At 31.4% G+C, this 17,686-nt stretch carries 16 protein-coding genes; all 16 read left to right on the top strand.

The genetic code is table 11. The features are described 5' to 3' along the window. Nucleotides 1-121: 121 nt before the first annotated feature. The 16 genes from ABW636_RS08090 to ABW636_RS08015 all read left to right on the top strand — a co-directional run bounded on the left by ABW636_RS08090 (nt 122) and on the right by ABW636_RS08015 (nt 17,685). Nucleotides 122-1,120, top strand: a complete 999-nt coding sequence (locus tag ABW636_RS08090; RefSeq protein WP_367589463.1) for an SDR family oxidoreductase — start codon at nt 122-124, stop codon at nt 1,118-1,120. A 23-nt stretch (nt 1,121-1,143) separates the two neighbouring features. Then, on the top strand, nt 1,144-2,424 hold the full coding sequence (locus ABW636_RS08085) for a nucleotide sugar dehydrogenase (RefSeq protein WP_367589462.1): 1,281 nt from the start codon (nt 1,144-1,146) through the stop codon (nt 2,422-2,424). A gap of 34 nt (nt 2,425-2,458) precedes the next feature. After that, on the top strand, nt 2,459-3,979 hold the full coding sequence (locus ABW636_RS08080; RefSeq protein ID WP_367589461.1) for a lipopolysaccharide biosynthesis protein: 1,521 nt from the start codon (nt 2,459-2,461) through the stop codon (nt 3,977-3,979). 6 nt (nt 3,980-3,985) lie between these two features. Continuing rightward, nucleotides 3,986-5,260 (top strand): hypothetical protein, encoded by a 1,275-nt coding sequence (locus ABW636_RS08075; RefSeq protein ID WP_367589460.1) that lies wholly within the window; start codon nt 3,986-3,988, stop codon nt 5,258-5,260. 34 nt (nt 5,261-5,294) lie between these two features. After that, nucleotides 5,295-6,263: a polysaccharide pyruvyl transferase family protein gene (locus ABW636_RS08070; RefSeq protein WP_367589459.1), complete on the top strand. Its 969-nt coding sequence runs from the start codon at nt 5,295-5,297 to the stop codon at nt 6,261-6,263. Nucleotides 6,264-6,271: 8 nt separating this feature from the next. Continuing rightward, on the top strand, nt 6,272-7,345 hold the full coding sequence (locus tag ABW636_RS08065; protein WP_367589458.1) for an acyltransferase family protein: 1,074 nt from the start codon (nt 6,272-6,274) through the stop codon (nt 7,343-7,345). Then, entirely contained in the window at nt 7,346-8,455 is a 1,110-nt protein-coding gene (locus ABW636_RS08060) for a glycosyltransferase family 4 protein (RefSeq protein ID WP_367589457.1), read from the top strand. A gap of 2 nt (nt 8,456-8,457) precedes the next feature. After that, the gene (locus ABW636_RS08055; RefSeq protein WP_367589456.1) at nt 8,458-9,585 is read left to right on the top strand and encodes a glycosyltransferase family 4 protein; all 1,128 of its coding nucleotides are present in this window, start codon (nt 8,458-8,460) and stop codon (nt 9,583-9,585) included. Nucleotides 9,586-9,700: 115 nt separating this feature from the next. Further along, the gene (locus ABW636_RS08050; protein WP_367589455.1) at nt 9,701-10,273 is read left to right on the top strand and encodes a hypothetical protein; all 573 of its coding nucleotides are present in this window, start codon (nt 9,701-9,703) and stop codon (nt 10,271-10,273) included. A 38-nt stretch (nt 10,274-10,311) separates the two neighbouring features. Beyond that, a complete protein-coding gene (locus ABW636_RS08045) occupies nt 10,312-11,796 on the top strand; it encodes an amino acid adenylation domain-containing protein (RefSeq protein WP_367589454.1) in 1,485 nt (494 codons plus the stop codon). Nucleotides 11,797-11,805: 9 nt separating this feature from the next. After that, entirely contained in the window at nt 11,806-12,045 is a 240-nt protein-coding gene (locus ABW636_RS08040; RefSeq protein ID WP_367589453.1) for an acyl carrier protein, read from the top strand. 10 nt (nt 12,046-12,055) lie between these two features. Continuing rightward, nucleotides 12,056-13,501, top strand: coding sequence for an MBOAT family O-acyltransferase (locus ABW636_RS08035; RefSeq protein ID WP_367589452.1), 1,446 nt, complete (start codon nt 12,056-12,058; stop codon nt 13,499-13,501). Between the two features lie 6 nt (nt 13,502-13,507). After that, on the top strand, nt 13,508-14,422 hold the full coding sequence (locus ABW636_RS08030; protein WP_367589451.1) for a hypothetical protein: 915 nt from the start codon (nt 13,508-13,510) through the stop codon (nt 14,420-14,422). A 114-nt stretch (nt 14,423-14,536) separates the two neighbouring features. Next, nucleotides 14,537-15,631 carry an EpsG family protein gene (locus ABW636_RS08025; protein ID WP_367589450.1) on the top strand — a complete coding sequence of 365 codons (1,095 nt, stop codon included), beginning with the start codon at nt 14,537-14,539 and terminating at the stop codon, nt 15,629-15,631. Between the two features lie 24 nt (nt 15,632-15,655). Then, the gene (locus ABW636_RS08020) at nt 15,656-16,546 is read left to right on the top strand and encodes a glycosyltransferase family 2 protein (RefSeq protein WP_367589449.1); all 891 of its coding nucleotides are present in this window, start codon (nt 15,656-15,658) and stop codon (nt 16,544-16,546) included. Next, entirely contained in the window at nt 16,546-17,685 is a 1,140-nt protein-coding gene (locus ABW636_RS08015; RefSeq protein ID WP_367589448.1) for a glycosyltransferase family 1 protein, read from the top strand. The genes ABW636_RS08020 and ABW636_RS08015 overlap by 1 nt, the downstream gene beginning before the upstream one ends. Nucleotide 17,686: the final 1 nt, after the last annotated feature.

Raw genomic sequence — 17,686 nt, 5'->3', positions numbered from 1 at the left:
AAAAAAAGGGTTAAAATCCCCTGTAACTTATGTTGTATGTTCTATAAGGATATGTTAATTTCGCGCTGATTATTATAAATAATCTTTGGGACTAAAAAAATAAGGGGTTAAAAACGAATTCATGAACACAAAACAATTAGAACAACTTCGTTCTTCAAAAATATTGGTAACTGGAGCCGCAGGATTTATAGGATCTAACTTGTGCGAGACATTATTAGAAATAGGAAGCACTGTTGTTGGATTAGATAATTTTGCAACAGGCCATAAAAAGAATCTAATTGTATGTAACGAAAATCCAAATTTCACTTTTATTGAAGGGGATATTAGGAATTTGGATGATTGTCATAAAGCATGTGCAGATGTAGACTATGTACTGCATGAAGCAGCATTGGGATCTGTGCCAAGATCAATTAATGATCCAATAACTTCAAATGATGTTAATGTAGGAGGTTTTCTAAATATGTTAGTAGCATCTAGAGACGCAGGCGTAAAACGTTTTGTTTATGCGGCTAGTTCTTCTACTTATGGGGATTCTAAGTCCTTACCAAAAGTTGAAGAAAAAATAGGGAACCCATTATCTCCGTATGCCATTACCAAATATGTAAATGAGCTTTACGCAAATAATTTTAAGAAAACCTATGATTTAGATACCGTAGGATTAAGATACTTTAATGTGTTTGGGCGAAAACAAGATCCAAATGGAGCTTATGCAGCAGTAATTCCAAAATTTGTAATGCAGTTTATGAAGTACGAATCTCCTGTGATTAACGGTGATGGTTTGTTCTCTAGAGATTTTACATATATCGATAATGTTATCCAGATGAACTTATTGGCGATGGTAGCAGATAATCCCGAAGCATTAAACAATGTATATAACACTGCGTTTGGTGAAAGAACAACACTGAACGAGTTAACGGGCTTGTTAAAAGAATACCTAGGAGAATATGATAATGCAATTAAGGATGTTGAAGTTAAATTTGGTCCAGAGCGAAAAGGTGATGTGCCTCATTCCTTAGCATCTGTAGAGAAAGCAAAAACACTTTTAGGGTATCAGCCTGATTATGATATTAAATCAGGACTAAAAGAAGCGGTAAAATGGTATTGGGAAAACTTACAATGAAACTAACTTTCTAATATATAATTATGCAAAATATTAAAATAGCCGTTATAGGGCTGGGCTATGTTGGCCTACCTTTGGCAAGACTATTTGCAACTAAATATGCCGTTGTCGGCTTTGATATTAATAAAAATAGGATAGAAGAACTTCAATCCGGTACAGATTCTACTTTAGAAGTAGAAGATGATTTATTAAAATCAGTATTGCAGGATTCTTCAAAAATGGATAAAGGATTATATTGCTCTTCAGATTTGAGTGATATTGAAGATTGTAATTATTATGTAATTACGGTTCCTACACCGGTAGATAAAAATAATAGACCCGATCTTACACCATTGTATAAATCTAGTGAGACTGTTGGTAAGGTGCTGAAAAAAGGAGATATTGTTATTTATGAATCTACCGTTTATCCAGGAGTTACAGAAGAAGAATGTATCCCAGTGTTAGAAAAAGTAAGTGGCTTAACTTTTAATAAGGATTTTTATGCGGGTTATTCCCCAGAGCGTATTAATCCAGGAGATAAGTTACATACGGTAGAAAAAATTCTTAAGGTTACTGCGGGTTCTACACCAGCGATTGGTGAAAAAGTAGATGCACTATATGCCTCTGTAATTACCGCGGGAACACATTTGGCACCTACAATAAAAGTAGCAGAAGCCGCAAAAGTTATAGAAAACTCACAAAGAGATATCAACATTGCTTTTGTAAATGAGTTAGCAAAGATTTTTAACCTTATGGATATCGATACCAATGATGTTCTCGAAGCAGCAGGGACTAAATGGAATTTCCTTCCCTTTAAACCAGGACTTGTTGGTGGGCATTGTATTGGAGTAGATCCATATTACCTTGCACAAAGAGCACAAGAGTTTGGGTATCATCCAGAAATTATTTTGGCAGGGAGAAGACTAAATGATAGTATGGGGCAATATGTAGCTTCAGAGGTTATCAAGCTAATGGTACAACACGATATTAGAGTTAAAGGTGCCAATGTACTGGTTTTAGGAATTACGTTTAAAGAAAATTGCCCAGATGTTCGTAATACAAAAGCGGTTGATGTGATTCGTAACCTGCAGGAGTTTGGTACAGAAGTAACTATTTACGACCCATGGGTAAACCCAGAAGAGGTAGTACATGAGTATGGATTAGCTACGGTTAATGAATTACCTAATGATACGTACGATGCAGTAGTACTAACTGTTGCGCATAAAGAATACTTAGACCTAGATCTTAAGTCTTTACTTACTTCTAATGGCGTTTTATACGATGTAAAAGGAATAGTGAAACAAGAGGTGCATGGTCGATTGTAATTGATAGCACAAAATAACTAATAAACCCACTAAGTTGAGCCAATTAAAAAAAGGTGCAGTATTAAATTACCTAACAATTATTCTAACAAATGTTGTAGGGTTATTGTTAACTCCTTTTATACTTAGGTATTTAGGAAAAGATGAATATGGTATATTTATAACTATCGGTGCCTTGGTAGGTACAATTTCTATTTTAGATTTTGGTCTTAACAATACAATAGTTCGGTTTGTTGCAAAATATAGGGCAGAGAAAGATAAAAAAGGAGAAGAGAATTTTCTGGCAACAGCAATGATTATCTATATGATAATTTCTATTTTAGTACTTGTAGCGGGATTCTTTTTTTATTTAAATATCGAATCTTATTTTACCAAAATGACCGCTGAAGAAATTAAAATAGCAAAAATAATGTTTGTTATTTTGATTTTTAATCTTGCGATAAGACTTCCAGGAGGTTCGTTTACAGGTATTTGTTCGGGGTATGAAGCATTTGTTTTTCCAAAAACATTAAATATTGTTCGATATGTTTTGCGATCATTAACAGTTGTTGGAGTTCTTTTGTATGGAGGAAGATCAATAGCATTGGTTATTGTAGATACAATTTTTAATATTTCTGTGGTAGCTGTAACAGCTTTTTACGTATTTAAAAAGTTAAAGGTTAGATTTAAACTTCATTCCTTTAAAAGAAGTTTTATAGCCCATATTCTAAAATACTCGGTCTGGGTGTTTGTATTTGCTTTGGTTGGGCTTTTTCAATGGAAAGCCGGACACTGGGTTTTAGGAAGAATAAGTCCTCCATCTGTTCTTACGATATACGGTATTGGTATTACATTAGGTACATATTATGGTGCTTTTTCAACTGCTATTTCTGGAGTGTTTTTACCAAGAGCCACGCAAATGTCTGTTGATAATGCTACTGGAGAACAACTTACAGATATGATGATTAAGATAGGTAGGTTATCTTTTATCGCATTAATGTTTATTTTAACGGCTTTTGCGTTATATGGCCGCCAATTCGTTTTTTTATGGGTTGGTAAAACTATAGGGGAAGAAGGAAGTTTTCAGTCCTGGGTAATTGCTTTGATGATCATGGTAGCATATACATTACCATTAGTTCAGCACTTTGGTAATTCGATTTTAGAAGCCAAAAGTAAATTATCTTTTAAAGCCATTCTATACTTATCCTTTATGATAATTGGTACTGGGTTAGGAGCTATTTTTGCATATTCGTATGGAGCTATAGGAATGATGGCTGGTTCTGTTATAGGTTGGGTCATTGTTCAAAACGTAATGAATTTTTATTACCATAAGGTTATCAAACTAAATATTCCTAGGTTTTTTAAAGAACTCGCTAATAAAACAGTTCTTACGATAATTATTGTTGCCGCAATAGGATATGCGATTAATTATATACCAGGTTCTGGCTGGCTAAATTTTATTATAAAAGGAAGTGCATTTACACTTGTATTTGCAGTCTTGATGTATTATATGGGGCTTCTTGAATACGAGAAGCAATTAATTATAAAACCAATTGCTTCAAGATTGAAGCGAAAATAAATGGTGATGGAAAAACTAGTACTTCATAACATTTCATTTACAGAAGAAGGTAAGAAAATTGCCTACGATTATAAGGTAAGTGGGCAAATTCAGAAATATTTTGTCGAAAATAATCCGTTTTATATAAAGTATCAGGTAGATGTTAGTAATACACCTAATAGTATTGCCATAATTCCTTTTTTATCAAATATACTTCCAATAGCATGGTATGCAGGGTTTGATGTAGAAATAGACGAAGTAGATGAAGATTTTTATAATTCTCAGGAAGCAGTAAAAAAAGAATTTGAAAAGAGAGGGAAAAAACTTGAAGGAAAACTTATTGTTAAAAATAAGGTAAAGAATACTATAAAGAGTGATCATACCGCAATGCTCTTTAGCGGGGGAGTAGATGCTTACGCTACATATATTAGGATCTATGATAAAAAACCAGATTTGGTAACTTTACTAGGAGCTGATATAGAAATTTCAGATACAGAACAATGGAATGATTTTGCCAGTTTTATAGAAACTGAAACGCTATTAAAAAATAATCGTAAAGAATTTATAGAAACCAATTTACGAGATTTCTATACGTATCAAGTAGAGTTATTACTTGGTGATATTGGTTGGTGGGGTAAAGTACAACACGGTCTGGCATTGGTTGGGTCTTTGGCACCACTATCTTATATCCATAATTATGGAGCGATTTATATTGCGTCCTCCTATACAGATCATATTGATATTGATTGGGGATCAACTCCAGAAATGGATGAAAAGATTACCTGGGGAGGAGGAGTAAAGGTTTTTCATGATGGTTATGATTTAAAAAGACAAGATAAGGTAGATTTGATAGCACAATTTGCCTCAAAAACCAATGTGAAATTTAAGCTTAGGGTTTGTTATTCTGAAAGAAGAACAGAGTTTAATTGTAGTTCATGTGAGAAATGTTTTAGAACTATTCTCGGATTGATATTAAACGGAAAAGATCCTAATGATTATGGCTTTAAAGTAGATGGAAATGTCTACGATAAGTTTTATAAAGTATTAAATATTGGTGGAGCTAGTAAAGGAGTTAGATATTTTTGGTGGGAACTTATGGAAAAAGCCAAAAATGTGGATGAATTTTACATCTTTAATGATAAGGAATCAGAAACAAAACAGATTAATGCCATTAGAGAAGGCAAAATAGATCAACTTTTAGAAGAAAAAATAAATAACCCCAATAAAGGATTGCGAAGAATGAAATTTATTGTTAGAAATAAATTTCCCTGGTTAATGAAGTTGTATACAAAACTAAAATAATTACGTACAATCAATTTGATAAAAGACAGTACTTATGAAATACGGATTACTTACCTATGACGAAAATAAACGCTTTTTTAATGTTGGGGACAATATCCAAAGTCTTGCAGCAAAGCAGTTTTTACCAAAAGTTGATGTTTTTCTTAATAGAGAAAGATTAGGAGAATACAAAGGAGATCCTGTATCTCTTATCATGAATGGTTGGTTTACTCATAATATTCATAACTGGGTACCTTCAGAAGATATCGACCCGGTGTTTGTTTCTTTTCACATGAACAATACTGCAGCACCAGCAATGCTTAGTGAAAAGGGAATCGCCTATCTAAAAAAGCACGAGCCTATTGGATGTAGAGATCAGTTTACAGCTGATACTTTAAAAGCAAAAGGAATTGATGCTCACTTTACAGGATGTCTAACACTAACCTTAGATTCTTATAAAGTTGATGATTCAGAAAGAGGAGATGATATTTATATCGTAGATCCTTTGTACAGCTATCCAAGGCCCGAAAAGATATTTTATAATACAAAGGCGACAATAAAGAACATTCTAAATGGTAGTGCTTTTCAACTTACTAAAAAGAATAAGCATCTTAAAAATTTTATAAGCCAGGAAGTATTAAACTCTGCAGAGTTTATTAACCAAGAACCGCCTTCTAATAAATACTCTGATGAGGAGAAATTTGAAATGGCAGAGACGTTATTAAAAAAATATGCTCGTGCCAAACTAGTTATTACTTCTAGAATTCACTGTGCACTGCCTTGTCTGGCACTAGGAACACCGGTAATTTTTGTAAACGGTTTTGATAGTTTTGTTGATTCTTGTCGTTTTGATGGGATTTTAGAATTGTTTAATCGTATCGATATTGATAGTAAAACAGGATCATTTAAAGCAAATTTCCCGTTAGAAGGGAAAATTGATTTAGGTACGAGTGTGAAAAACCTGGAAAAACATCACGATTTGGCAAATGCTCTAAAAGAGAAAGTAAAAAGTAAACTAAAATAAAGAGTTTCATGAAACCTATTGATCAAAATGTAAGTGATAAAATACGGATTCTTTCTTTCTATTCTATTTTTATGGTTGTCGTCTGTCATGCCTATAACCTAACTAGCTTAAGTATTGAAACTAATAGAGAAATAGTCTATTATATAGAGTACCTATTTGCATTAGAATTGTCAAATATCTTTATCCCAATGTTCTTTTTTATTTCAGGGTTTCTTTTTTTTAAGAACCATGATTTATCTGTATTTACTTTTAAAAGAAAAATAAAAAATAGGTTTAAAACATTGGTAATACCATATTTTTTATGGTGTGGGCTATGGTTTTTAATTGTATTTGTTATTCAATTGATTCCTATGCTATCGGATTTTTTTGAAAAACGATTATTAGATATGCCATTATGGAAACAAATTTGGCTAGCGTTTGTTGATCCGATAAATTATACATTTTGGTTTATTAGAGAGCTTATATTTTATGTGTTAATGACACCATTAATTTATTTGGGAATAAAATATTTAAAAATTTATTTCTTAATTTTTTTATGTGCGTTACTCTTTTTAGAACAACCGAGCTTACTCTATGTAAATAATGTAAATTTATTTCAATATTTAGGATTATTTTCTTTTACATGTGGGGCATATACTTCTATTGCTAAACTTAATATAATTTCTAACTTTAAAACATCTACACATTTATTGTCTATAGTAGTCTGGGCGATACTTATCTTTTTTAATTTTTACGTAAGAGAAACGTACGAAGAAACACATTTGATTCATATAGTTTGTAAAAGAATTACTATGTTCGTTGGATTTTTTACAGTGTGGACGATGTATGATTTTATTAATAGAAAATATGAACTAACGAATAAAGCACTTTATGGATATCGATTTTTTATTTATGCAGCACATGGTGTTGCTTTAACTTATTTTACTAAGGTTTATGTGAAACTTATAGGAGAAAATGATGTTGTTTTGTTGATATTATTTTTTGTGAGCTCAATACTAGCTACACTTATTTGTGTTGCTTTTGCAAAGTTACTTCAAAAGAAAACTCCTAAAATATATTCTCTCTTAACAGGAAGTAGATAGATGAAAAAGTTGTTATATATAACGAATATGATTGATGGCCCTGGAGGGTTAGAAAGGGTATTATCTATTAAAGCTTCTATGCTTGCAGATAAATTTGATTATGATGTACATGTGATTACATTGAATCAAAAAAATCAAGATCTTTTTTATGATTTTAGCCCAAAATTAACGTATCATAATATTAACGCAAAAGGAAACCCTTTAAAACATGTATACCAATATGTTTCTAGGTTGAGAAATGTTGTAAAAAAAATAAATCCAGATGTTATTGCGGTTTGTGACGATGGACTAAAAGGTTTTTTTGTGCCCTTGATTATAGGGAAACCTTGCCCAATGATTTATGAACGACATGTGTCAAAAAATGTCGAAATAGGAAAAGAGAACCCATCTTTTACAAGCCGATTACTTACTAAAGTTAAGTACGGGTTGATGAATTTTGGAGGCAAGTTTTATGATCGTTTTGTAGTACTAACAAATGGCAACCTTAATGAATGGAATTTTAAAAATCTTATGGTAATTCCTAACCCTTTATCATTTTATCCTGATGAGCAAAGTAGTTTGCAAAATAAAAAGGTACTGGCCGTTGGTAAACAAAGTTTTCAGAAAGGATATGACAGACTATTAGATAGCTGGAAAATGGTATTAGAGGAATATCCCAATTGGACATTAGATATCTACGGTACCATTAGTAAGAAAGAAGGATTAGATGAACAAGCCGATACCTTAGGGATATCAGAACGTGTTAATTTTTATGCCCCGGTAAAGAATATAGCAGAGAAGTATAAAGAAGCTTCGGTATATGTGATGTCATCAAGATACGAAGGATTTGGTATGGTACTAACAGAGGCTATGGCCTATGGTGTCCCATGTGTTTCTTTTGATTGCCCTTACGGGCCATCAGATATCATTTCTGATCAGCATAATGGAGTATTAGTGGCTAATAATGATATTACCGGATTGGCTAATGGTATTAAGCTTCTTGTCGGAAATAGCGAAACAAGATCTGCAATGGGTAAGAATGCTCGAAAAGATGTGCAGCGTTATTTACCAGAGAAAATTACTGCAGAATGGAATGATTTGTTTAAAAAGATAACAGGAAAATTAGATTAAGGATGAAAATTATTTTTATTGTTGATCAAGTTTATATGCACGGCGGTATAGAAAGGGTGTTGTCTATTAAGGCTAATTACCTGGCAGAACAACCTGGGTATAAAATTCATATCATAACTACCGAGCAAAAAGATAACGCGTCTTGTTATGATTTTAACTCCAAAATTTCTTTTGAAGACCTAGAGGTTAATTACAATAGAAAAAAATCATATTTTCATCCAGTTAACCTTTTAAAACTGCCTAAACACATAGGTCGTATAAAATCGTATATAAAGAGCATAAACCCAGATGTTATTGTAGTGTGTAGTCATAGTACAGATACATATTTCATGCCTTTTATTTGTAAAAAAGTTCCTAAAGTAAAAGAGTTTCATTTTTCTAAATCCATAGAAACAGGGCCTCGTTTACATTCTAAAAATATTTTAAAAAAGTACTTTTTTAAATTCGCAGATTATGTAGAGCTTAAATACGATAGATTAGTAGTGTTAAATCATAATGAAGCACCTTATTACAAATCGAATAATACGGCTGTAATTCCTAATCCGTTAACATTTTACCCAGAAACTATTTCTGATATATCAAATAAAGTAGTTATATCGGCAGGAAGAATAGCTAGAGTAAAAGGGTATGACCTATTAATTGATATATGGGATTTAGTACAAAAAAAATGTACGGATTGGAAATTGCATATATACGGTAGTGGTGATGAAGCTTATGAAAAGAAATTACAAAAAAAGATTAATGAAAAGGGATTAAATGATAGTTTGAAACTTATGGGGGCTACCAGTGAAGTTCAGAAAAAAATGCTGAATTCCTCAATATATGTTATGTCATCACATAATGAGTGTTTTCCTTTGGTATTATTAGAGGCCCAAGCATGTGGTTTACCTATCGTATCTTATAACTGTCCACATGGACCCAAAAGTATTATAGATAATAATACTGGAGTTTTAGTACCACTTTATGATAACGAAACTTTTGCAAATGAATTGATAGATTTAATGAATGATCACGAACGATTAGTAGCAATGGGTAAAAATGCAAGAGAAAATGCTGCCAATTATGAGGTTCCCAAAATAATGAACAAGTGGCAGAATATGTTTGAAGATTTAACAGTAAAAAGAGTGTAAAATGAAACAGGTCATAACGACGTTTTTGATACATCCCAAAAATGATTGTTTGACGAGTTCTATACTTGTACTGAGCTAAGTCGAGGTATGACATCTAAAACAATATTATAAACACATGAAAAAAATAATTGCGCTATTTTATAAAATAGTATTGATTCCTCATATTTTTATGTACTTAAGAAGTAAAAATAGAGATGAGATAGATAAAGATCTGGAACAGTGGGCGATTACCAAAGGAGTGAAAAAAGGGAAAATTTCTTTGTTATTATACTTCTTGACATATTCGTCTGATTTTAGAACCATTTTTTATTTTAGAAACAAAGGGTTATTTGCTAGTATTCTTAATGTATATTGTAGAAGAGAAGAGTATTTTAAATTAGATAGAACAATGCGATTAGGGGGCGGAATTGTTTCTGGTCATCCTTATAGTACAATTCTTAATGCAGACAGTATTGGAGAAAATCTATATGTAAATCATTTGGTTACTGTTGGAGAAGTAAACGGAAAAAGACCAAAAATAGGAAATAACGTTTCCATTTATACGGGAGCTATTATCATTGGTGATATTATGATTGGAGATAATTGCGTTATAGGAGCAGGAGCGGTGGTCGTAAAAAATGTACCAGATAACTGTGTGGTGGTAGGTAATCCTGGAAGAATTATTAAAAAAGATGGTAAAAAAGTATAATTTTATACTTACTTGCTTTGTAGTTAATGACTTGTGAAATGAATTTAATACACGATATACAAAGATCAATAGAGAATAATTATACAAATAATGCTTTTTGTATTAACCATGTGCATTATACGTATAAAGAGTTCGCTCAGGTAATTACAAATATTAGATCAAGCATTCAAAATGCTATTAAGCAAGACGAAAAAATTATAGGCTTAATAACTAATGATGATATTTATACATATGGTTCTATTATAGCATTATGGTTAGAAGGTAAGACTTACGTACCTATTCATCCAGATTTTCCTGAAGAACGAAATACTGCGGTGATTGCTCAAGCGGGAATTACTACTATCTTAGATTCTTCTACAGAAAAAATTATTCATAATGTAGAAGTTATATCAACCTCTAATTTATCAGATGTTCCTATTGACTTAACACCTGTAACGATATCAGATGATGACCTAGCGTATATTTTCTTTACTTCGGGTACTACAGGAACTCCAAAAGGAGTACCAATTACCTATGGTAATTTGTCAGGATTTATAGATGCCTTTGATAAACTTAGTTATAATATAAGTAGTACAGACAGATGTTTACAAATGTTTGAATTAACGTTTGATTTATCTGTTATTTCATACTTGGTACCAATACTGAATGGAGCGAGTATCTATACCATACCAAAAGAAGAGATAAAGTATAGCTATATTTTTGAACTAATGGAGGATTATGAGTTAACTTTTGCGCTCATGGTTCCATCAATCCTACATTATCTAAGACCTTATTTTGATGAAATTGATTGTCCTAAAATGAGATTAAGTCTTTTTTGTGGAGAGGCGTTGCCATTGGATGTTACAGAAGAGTGGGCAAAATGTGTTCCTAATGCGGCGATTGCTAATGTTTACGGCCCAACAGAATGTACAATTTTTTGTACAGAATATACTTACAATAGAGAAGACATAAATAAAACTCATAACGGAGTTTTGGCCATAGGTAAGGGTATGCAAAATACCAAAACCATTATAGTCGATGATGAAAATAAACCGGTTGTCCAGGGAGAACAAGGCGAATTGTGTCTTAGTGGTGCACAACTTACTTCTGGATATTGGAAAAACGAAGAAAAAAACAAAGCTTCTTTTTTTAATTTGGATATAGAAGGGAAAAATATAAGATTTTATAGAACAGGCGATTTGTGTACTGTAGATGAAGATGGAGATATATTATACTTGGGAAGAGTAGATTTTCAAGCAAAAATACAAGGATTTAGAGTAGAGTTATCAGAGATCGAGTTTCATTCTAAAGCCGCATTAGACAAGATAAATGTTGCTGCATTAGCTTTTGTAAACAACATCCATAATACAGAAATTGGATTGGTGCTAGAAACAAAGACTTTTGATACAAAGGAGATGTTAGAAGTTTTAAAAACAAAATTACCTCCTTACATGATCCCAACGCAAATTAAGTTTGTAGGTACTTTTCCTCTAAATACAAACGGAAAAATTGATCGAAAAAAATTAAAGGAATTATTTGAATAATACATATTTATGGAAGCAAGTGAAATAAAAGAGAAGTTAAAAGAGGTGTTGGTATCTGTTCTTAATCATGATAGATTCGAATTACATGATGAGTTGACTGCCAAAGATGTAGATGGTTGGGATTCATTATCTCATATGATGATTATTACCAAAATTGAAGAAGGGTTAAATATTAAGTTTAAACTTAGAGATTTAAATAAATTAAAAAATCTGGGATCGCTTGTTACAGTGATTCAGGCAAAAATATAAATAAGAACAAGTGGTTTTTAATTCATTAGATTTTGTAGGCTTTATTATTCCGGTCTTTTTATTATACTGGTTGGTGTTTAGTAAATCCAGTGTGTATCAAAACATATTTTTACTGTTGGTAAGCATATTGTTTTACGTCTGGGCAGATTGGAGATTCTTGATTTTACTAGGGGTTAGTATCCTTGTAAATTTCTATTTGGGGTTAAAAATATATAAGGTGCCAGAAGAGCGTAAAAAAAGTATTTTCTTATATATAGGACTAATTTTTAATGTAGGACTGTTGTTATATTTTAAATATTTCAACTTTTTTTATGAAGGGTTTTATGATCTTCTAAGTGTATTTGGGGTTGAGTCTAATCATTCTGCATTGTCGATATTATTACCTTTGGGAATCAGTTTTTTTACGTTTCAAACTCTGGGATATCTGATCGATGTGTATAATGAAGAGATCGAACCTAATACCGATTTATTAGAATTTTCTGTATTTGTTAGTTTTTTTCCAAAGATATTATCAGGTCCTATAGAACGAGCATCTGGCTTTTTACCTCAAATCCAGGAAAAAAGAAAGTTATCTTATGATACTATTGTAGATGGGTTAAGACAAATTTTATGGGGACTATTTGCAAAAGTAGTGGTAGCAGAAAATTGTGCACATTTCTCGAATACTATTTTCGAGAATTATCAGGACAAATCAGGAAGTGTATTATTAGTAGGTACTTTTTTCTATGCCATACAGCTATATGCAGATTTTTCTGGATATTCTAATATGGCCATAGGCATTTCAAAACTCTTTGGAATACAACTAATGCGCAATTTTGCAACGCCGTTCTTTTCTGTAAATATTAGTGATTTCTGGAGAAAATGGCATATCTCTTTAACTACATGGATGATGGATTATGTATTTACTCCGCTTTCTTTTACCCTTAGAAAGTACCAAAAAATAGGGCTTATTTTTGCCATCATTGCAACCTTTGTATTAGTTGGATTTTGGCATGGAGCCAATTGGACTTTTGTAGCCTACGGGTTGTTACATGGATTCTATTTTATACCACTGGTATATTCTGGAAAAATGAACTCATCAGAGATTGTAGCCAAAGGAAAATTGTTTCCGTCTGTAAAAGAAATAGCTAAAATGTTGTTGCTATTTGTTTTGATCATGCTAACAGATATTTTTTTTAGAGCAGAGAGTGTTACCATGGCATTTGATTATTTGGGGATTATTTTTTCTTCAAGTTTGTTTACTAATCCAACGGTTTTGTTTAGTAATGTAGCCATTATAACCATAGGTCTAATAGGTTTTTTTGTGGGAGTAGAGTGGTATAACAGAGAAAAAAAGCATGATTTTGATATTAGTAACTTTCCTGTTTATGTAAGATGGGGAGCTTACATATCTATTTTTTTGTTAATCCTGTTTTTTGGAAAGAGCGCGAGTACTTTTATCTATTTTCAATTTTAAATCAATATGAAACGTTTACTTTTTAAATTAAGTCTTTTTTTCATGATATGCCTTGGAGTATTGACATTTGTTCTTATGAATTATGGAGGATCCATAGATTATTTTTACGAAAAATTCACAACACCTAAAGCAAAGTCAATGATTATAGGCGACTCAAGAAGTTTGCAAGGAATTCAACCTAGAGTTATTAATAAGTATTTTAAAGATACTGATTTAGACTTACCCATTTTTAATTATAGCTTTACCATTGCACAAGCTATTATAGGTCCTTTATATAATAAAAGTATTTTTAAAAAATTAGATAAAGCATCTAAGGATGGAATTTTTATAATTTCTATTACGCCAGAAATGTTAACGTCTCATGAAGATTATGATAACCAAAAAGGAGAGTTTAGAGAGTCAGATCAACCTCCACATAATATGAGTTTTGTATCTATCAACCCAAATTATGAATACCTAATCAAAAACTTGTCTTTTTTTCATTTTAAAGGGGTTTATAGAAAAAGTTCTGTTCTTCATAAAGATGGTTGGTTAGAGGAAACCAATTTGCCTAAAAATGAATTAGTTTTTAAAAATTGGAAGAAGAAACAAATTAGAGTGTTTTTAAGAGATCGGGAAAAATTCAAATTATCTAAAATGCGAATTAAAAGCTTAGATACTTTGATTACAAAATTGAAGCAGCATGGAAATGTATACATGGTAAGAATGCCAATAAGCAAAGAGTATTTAGGTTATGAAGAACAGTTTTACCCAAAATTTGGACACATTATTGATTCATTGTCAAACGCAAAAGATATTCCTTTTTTTGATTTTAACAGTTGTAAAGAGATCAAGTATAAAACATATGATGGGCACCATATAGATAAATTTTCAGGTAAAGAGTTTACCAAAAACCTATGTGATTCTATTTATGGAATTTAAGATATAATGTATAGTAAAATATAAAGTAAAAAAGAATTCATATGTTTGACAGAGCTTATAGAATCATTTAGCTTTTGTATGAATCTAAAGGCAAAAACGTAAAATTAAAAGAACATGTTTGATTTTGTTCCTGTAGAAATATATTTTCCGGTTTACATAAATATTCTTTTTTTCTTTGTGTTATTTACTTTGTTGCATACTCGTATATTACAAATAGAGGATAAAATAAATGTTAGTTATATCAATGTTACTGGATATATTATTATTGTCTTTTTGATTTTATACTTAGGTCAAAGACAGTTAAGTGGTAGATATTTTGGAGATATGCGTACCTATACCCGATATTTTGATTATTATCGTTTAGGTGGAGAAATACGGGGGACAAAAGATATTTTTTTTCATGTATACATGAAGGCGCTGTCCTATATAGTTACAACACGTACTTTTTTTACAGTTACTGCTGCTATATATATTCTTCCATTGTATAAAATTTCAAAGACATTTTTTAAAGAATATTGGTTTTATGCGTTTTTAATGTTTGTTGTTTCTTTCTCTTTCTATACCTATGGTGTTAATGGTATTAGAAATGGAGCCGCTACTTCTGTTTTTTTATTGGGAGTTAGTTATTATAGAAACAAGATTGTTATGGCAATATTATTTATACTATCATCGTCTTTTCATTCAACAATGTTTTTACCTATTTTGGCTTTTATAGTAACCTATTTCTATAATAACCCTAAAACATATTTAAAAGGTTGGTTGGCGTGTATTCCTTTGTCGTTAGTTATGGGCGGAGTTTGGATATCCATTTTTAGTAGTTTAGGATTTGCAGATGATAGACTTTCTGGATATTTAACATCTCAATCAGAAGAGGGGACGTTTGCAAGTACAGGGTTTAGATGGGACTTTTTATTTCATAGTGCTTTTGCCGTTTTTGCTGGTTGGTATTTTGTTTATAAGAAAGATTTTAAAGACACTCTTTATTATCAGCTTCTTAATACATATCTAATTTGTAATGGATTTTGGGTATTAATTATTAGAGCTAATTACTCTAATAGATTTGCTTATTTATCATGGTTTATGATGGGACTAATTATAGTTTACCCTTTTCTTAAACAAAAATTTTTTAAAGATCACCATTTTATGATAGGTAAAGTGTTATTAGTTTACTTTATGTTTACCTATTCAATGTACTATTTATACTCTTAATTAGAGACAAATTAATGATAAAACATGAAAACGATTACAGTATTTACTCCTACTTATAACAGAGCATATTGCCTTGATCAATGTTATCAAAGTTTGATACGGCAAACTAACCAGGATTTTGTTTGGCTTATTATTGATGATGGTTCTACCGATAATACAAAAACATTGGTACAGTCATGGATCGATGAGAACAGTATAGATATTATATATCACTATCAAGCAAATCAAGGTATGCATGGTGGGCATAATGCAGCATATAGACTTATAGAGACTACGCTTAACGTTTGTATTGATAGTGATGATTATATGCCAGACGATGCCATCCAAAAAATACTGATACATTGGGAGACAATCAAGGATAAACCTCATTTTGCAGGAATAGCTGGTCTTGATGCCAATATAAAAGGAGATATTATTGGTACCCCAATACCAGACCATGTAAAAGAGACCACCTTGTATGATATATATCATACTCATAAGGTGTTGGGAGATAAAAAATTAGTATATCGAACAGAGGTAGTGAAAAAATACCCTGCATATCCTATTTTTGAAGGAGAGCGTTTTGTACCACTAGGATATTTATACCAGTTGATAGATCAGGATTATAAATTATTGCCAGTAAATGAAGTGTTTTGTATTGTAGAATATCTTCAGGATGGTTCTAGTATGAATATGCTTAAACAATATAGAAGACACCCAAATGGTTTTGCATTTTCAAGAAAAAGCAGAATGAAATTAGGTCGTGGTTTTAAAGAGAAGTTTAAAAATGCTATTCATTATGTGTCTAGCTCTATGTTTGTTAAAAATATTGCATTTTTAAAGGAGTCTCCTCAAAAGTTAATAACCATATTAGCAATTCCGTTTGGAGTTGCATTAAATATTTATATAAGAATTAAAACAAAAGGAGAATTTTAATGGGAGTCTTTAGAGTACTACAAGTCTTTACGGTCATGAATCGTGGAGGGGCAGAGTCTATGATTATGAACTATTATAGAAAATTGGATAAAAGTAGGATTCAATTTGATTTTTTAGTACATAGGAAAAATAGAGGAGCTTTTGATGATGAAATAGAAGAAATGGGAGGTAATATTTACCGATTTGATGCAATCAACCCATTATTTCCAAACAAGTATTATAAAGAACTTAGAGCATTTTTGAACCAACATAATGAGTACAGGATAATTCACTCTCATTTAAATACATTTAGTTGCTTTCCTTTAAAAATAGCAGAAGAGTTTGGTATTCCATGTCGTATTGCACATGCTCATATTGCAATTGATAAGGTAAATATATTTTCACTTTTTAAATCAAAAGAAAGTAAAAGTGAAACTATAAAAAAAATAATAAAACTTCAGTTAAAGAAAAGAATTAAAAATCACGCAACACATTTTCTGTCCTGTGGTCAAAAAGCAGGGGAGTGGTTATTTGATAACTCTCCTTTTACCACAATGAATAATGCAATTGATACAGAGAGTTTTTTATATGACAAGACAATTGAAGCAGCTTATAAAGAAAAACTTGGCCTTTGTGATGAGTTGGTTCTAGGTCATATTGGAAGGTTTGTAAGCCAAAAAAATCATGAGTTTTTATTGAAAATATTTGAAGAAGTATTAAATAAAAAAGAGAATGTTAGCTTAGTATTAATAGGAGATGGTCCTTTAAGAAGTAATATAGAGCAAGCGGCTAAAAAAATGAAAGTAGATCATAAAATTCAATTTTTGGGAGTACGCCCTGATATCCCTAAATTATGCCAAATGCTGCATTTTTTTGTTTTTCCTTCTTTTTATGAAGGTTTGCCAGTTACCCTAATAGAAGCTCAGGCATCTGGATTAAAAATTCTTGCATCAGATACGATCACTAAAGAAGTGGAATTAACGAGTAATATCAAATTTCTTTCAATACAAGATTCTCCCCGGTTTTGGGCAGATCAAATTTTAAATAGTAAAGGTTATGAAAAGCAAAACACTAAAGAAGCCATTGTTAAAGGAGGGTATGATATTATATCGAATACTAGAAAAATTGAAGAATTTTATTTAAAACAGATAAGTAAATAAT

The sequence above is a fragment of the Aquimarina discodermiae genome (assembly GCF_040786235.1).
In the GTDB taxonomy this organism is placed as follows: domain Bacteria; phylum Bacteroidota; class Bacteroidia; order Flavobacteriales; family Flavobacteriaceae; genus Aquimarina.
Note: the sequence above shows the minus strand (reverse complement) of the source record. Positions and strands in the feature narration are given on the sequence as shown.

What these genes read in the sequence shown, in the direction of transcription:
- ABW636_RS08090 (WP_367589463.1), top strand. Translation starts at nt 122, where the DNA reads ATGAACACAAAACAATTAGAACAACTTCGTTCTTCAAAAATATTGGTA.
- ABW636_RS08065 (WP_367589458.1), top strand. Translation starts at nt 6,272, where the DNA reads ATGAAACCTATTGATCAAAATGTAAGTGATAAAATACGGATTCTTTCT.
- ABW636_RS08050 (WP_367589455.1), top strand. Translation starts at nt 9,701, where the DNA reads ATGAAAAAAATAATTGCGCTATTTTATAAAATAGTATTGATTCCTCAT.
- ABW636_RS08025 (WP_367589450.1), top strand. Translation starts at nt 14,537, where the DNA reads ATGTTTGATTTTGTTCCTGTAGAAATATATTTTCCGGTTTACATAAAT.
- ABW636_RS08020 (WP_367589449.1), top strand. Translation starts at nt 15,656, where the DNA reads ATGAAAACGATTACAGTATTTACTCCTACTTATAACAGAGCATATTGC.
- ABW636_RS08075 (WP_367589460.1), top strand. Translation starts at nt 3,986, where the DNA reads ATGGAAAAACTAGTACTTCATAACATTTCATTTACAGAAGAAGGTAAG.
- ABW636_RS08015 (WP_367589448.1), top strand. Translation starts at nt 16,546, where the DNA reads ATGGGAGTCTTTAGAGTACTACAAGTCTTTACGGTCATGAATCGTGGA.
- ABW636_RS08085 (WP_367589462.1), top strand. Translation starts at nt 1,144, where the DNA reads ATGCAAAATATTAAAATAGCCGTTATAGGGCTGGGCTATGTTGGCCTA.
- ABW636_RS08045 (WP_367589454.1), top strand. Translation starts at nt 10,312, where the DNA reads ATGAATTTAATACACGATATACAAAGATCAATAGAGAATAATTATACA.
- ABW636_RS08030 (WP_367589451.1), top strand. Translation starts at nt 13,508, where the DNA reads ATGAAACGTTTACTTTTTAAATTAAGTCTTTTTTTCATGATATGCCTT.
- ABW636_RS08060 (WP_367589457.1), top strand. Translation starts at nt 7,346, where the DNA reads ATGAAAAAGTTGTTATATATAACGAATATGATTGATGGCCCTGGAGGG.
- ABW636_RS08055 (WP_367589456.1), top strand. Translation starts at nt 8,458, where the DNA reads ATGAAAATTATTTTTATTGTTGATCAAGTTTATATGCACGGCGGTATA.
- ABW636_RS08040 (WP_367589453.1), top strand. Translation starts at nt 11,806, where the DNA reads ATGGAAGCAAGTGAAATAAAAGAGAAGTTAAAAGAGGTGTTGGTATCT.
- ABW636_RS08070 (WP_367589459.1), top strand. Translation starts at nt 5,295, where the DNA reads ATGAAATACGGATTACTTACCTATGACGAAAATAAACGCTTTTTTAAT.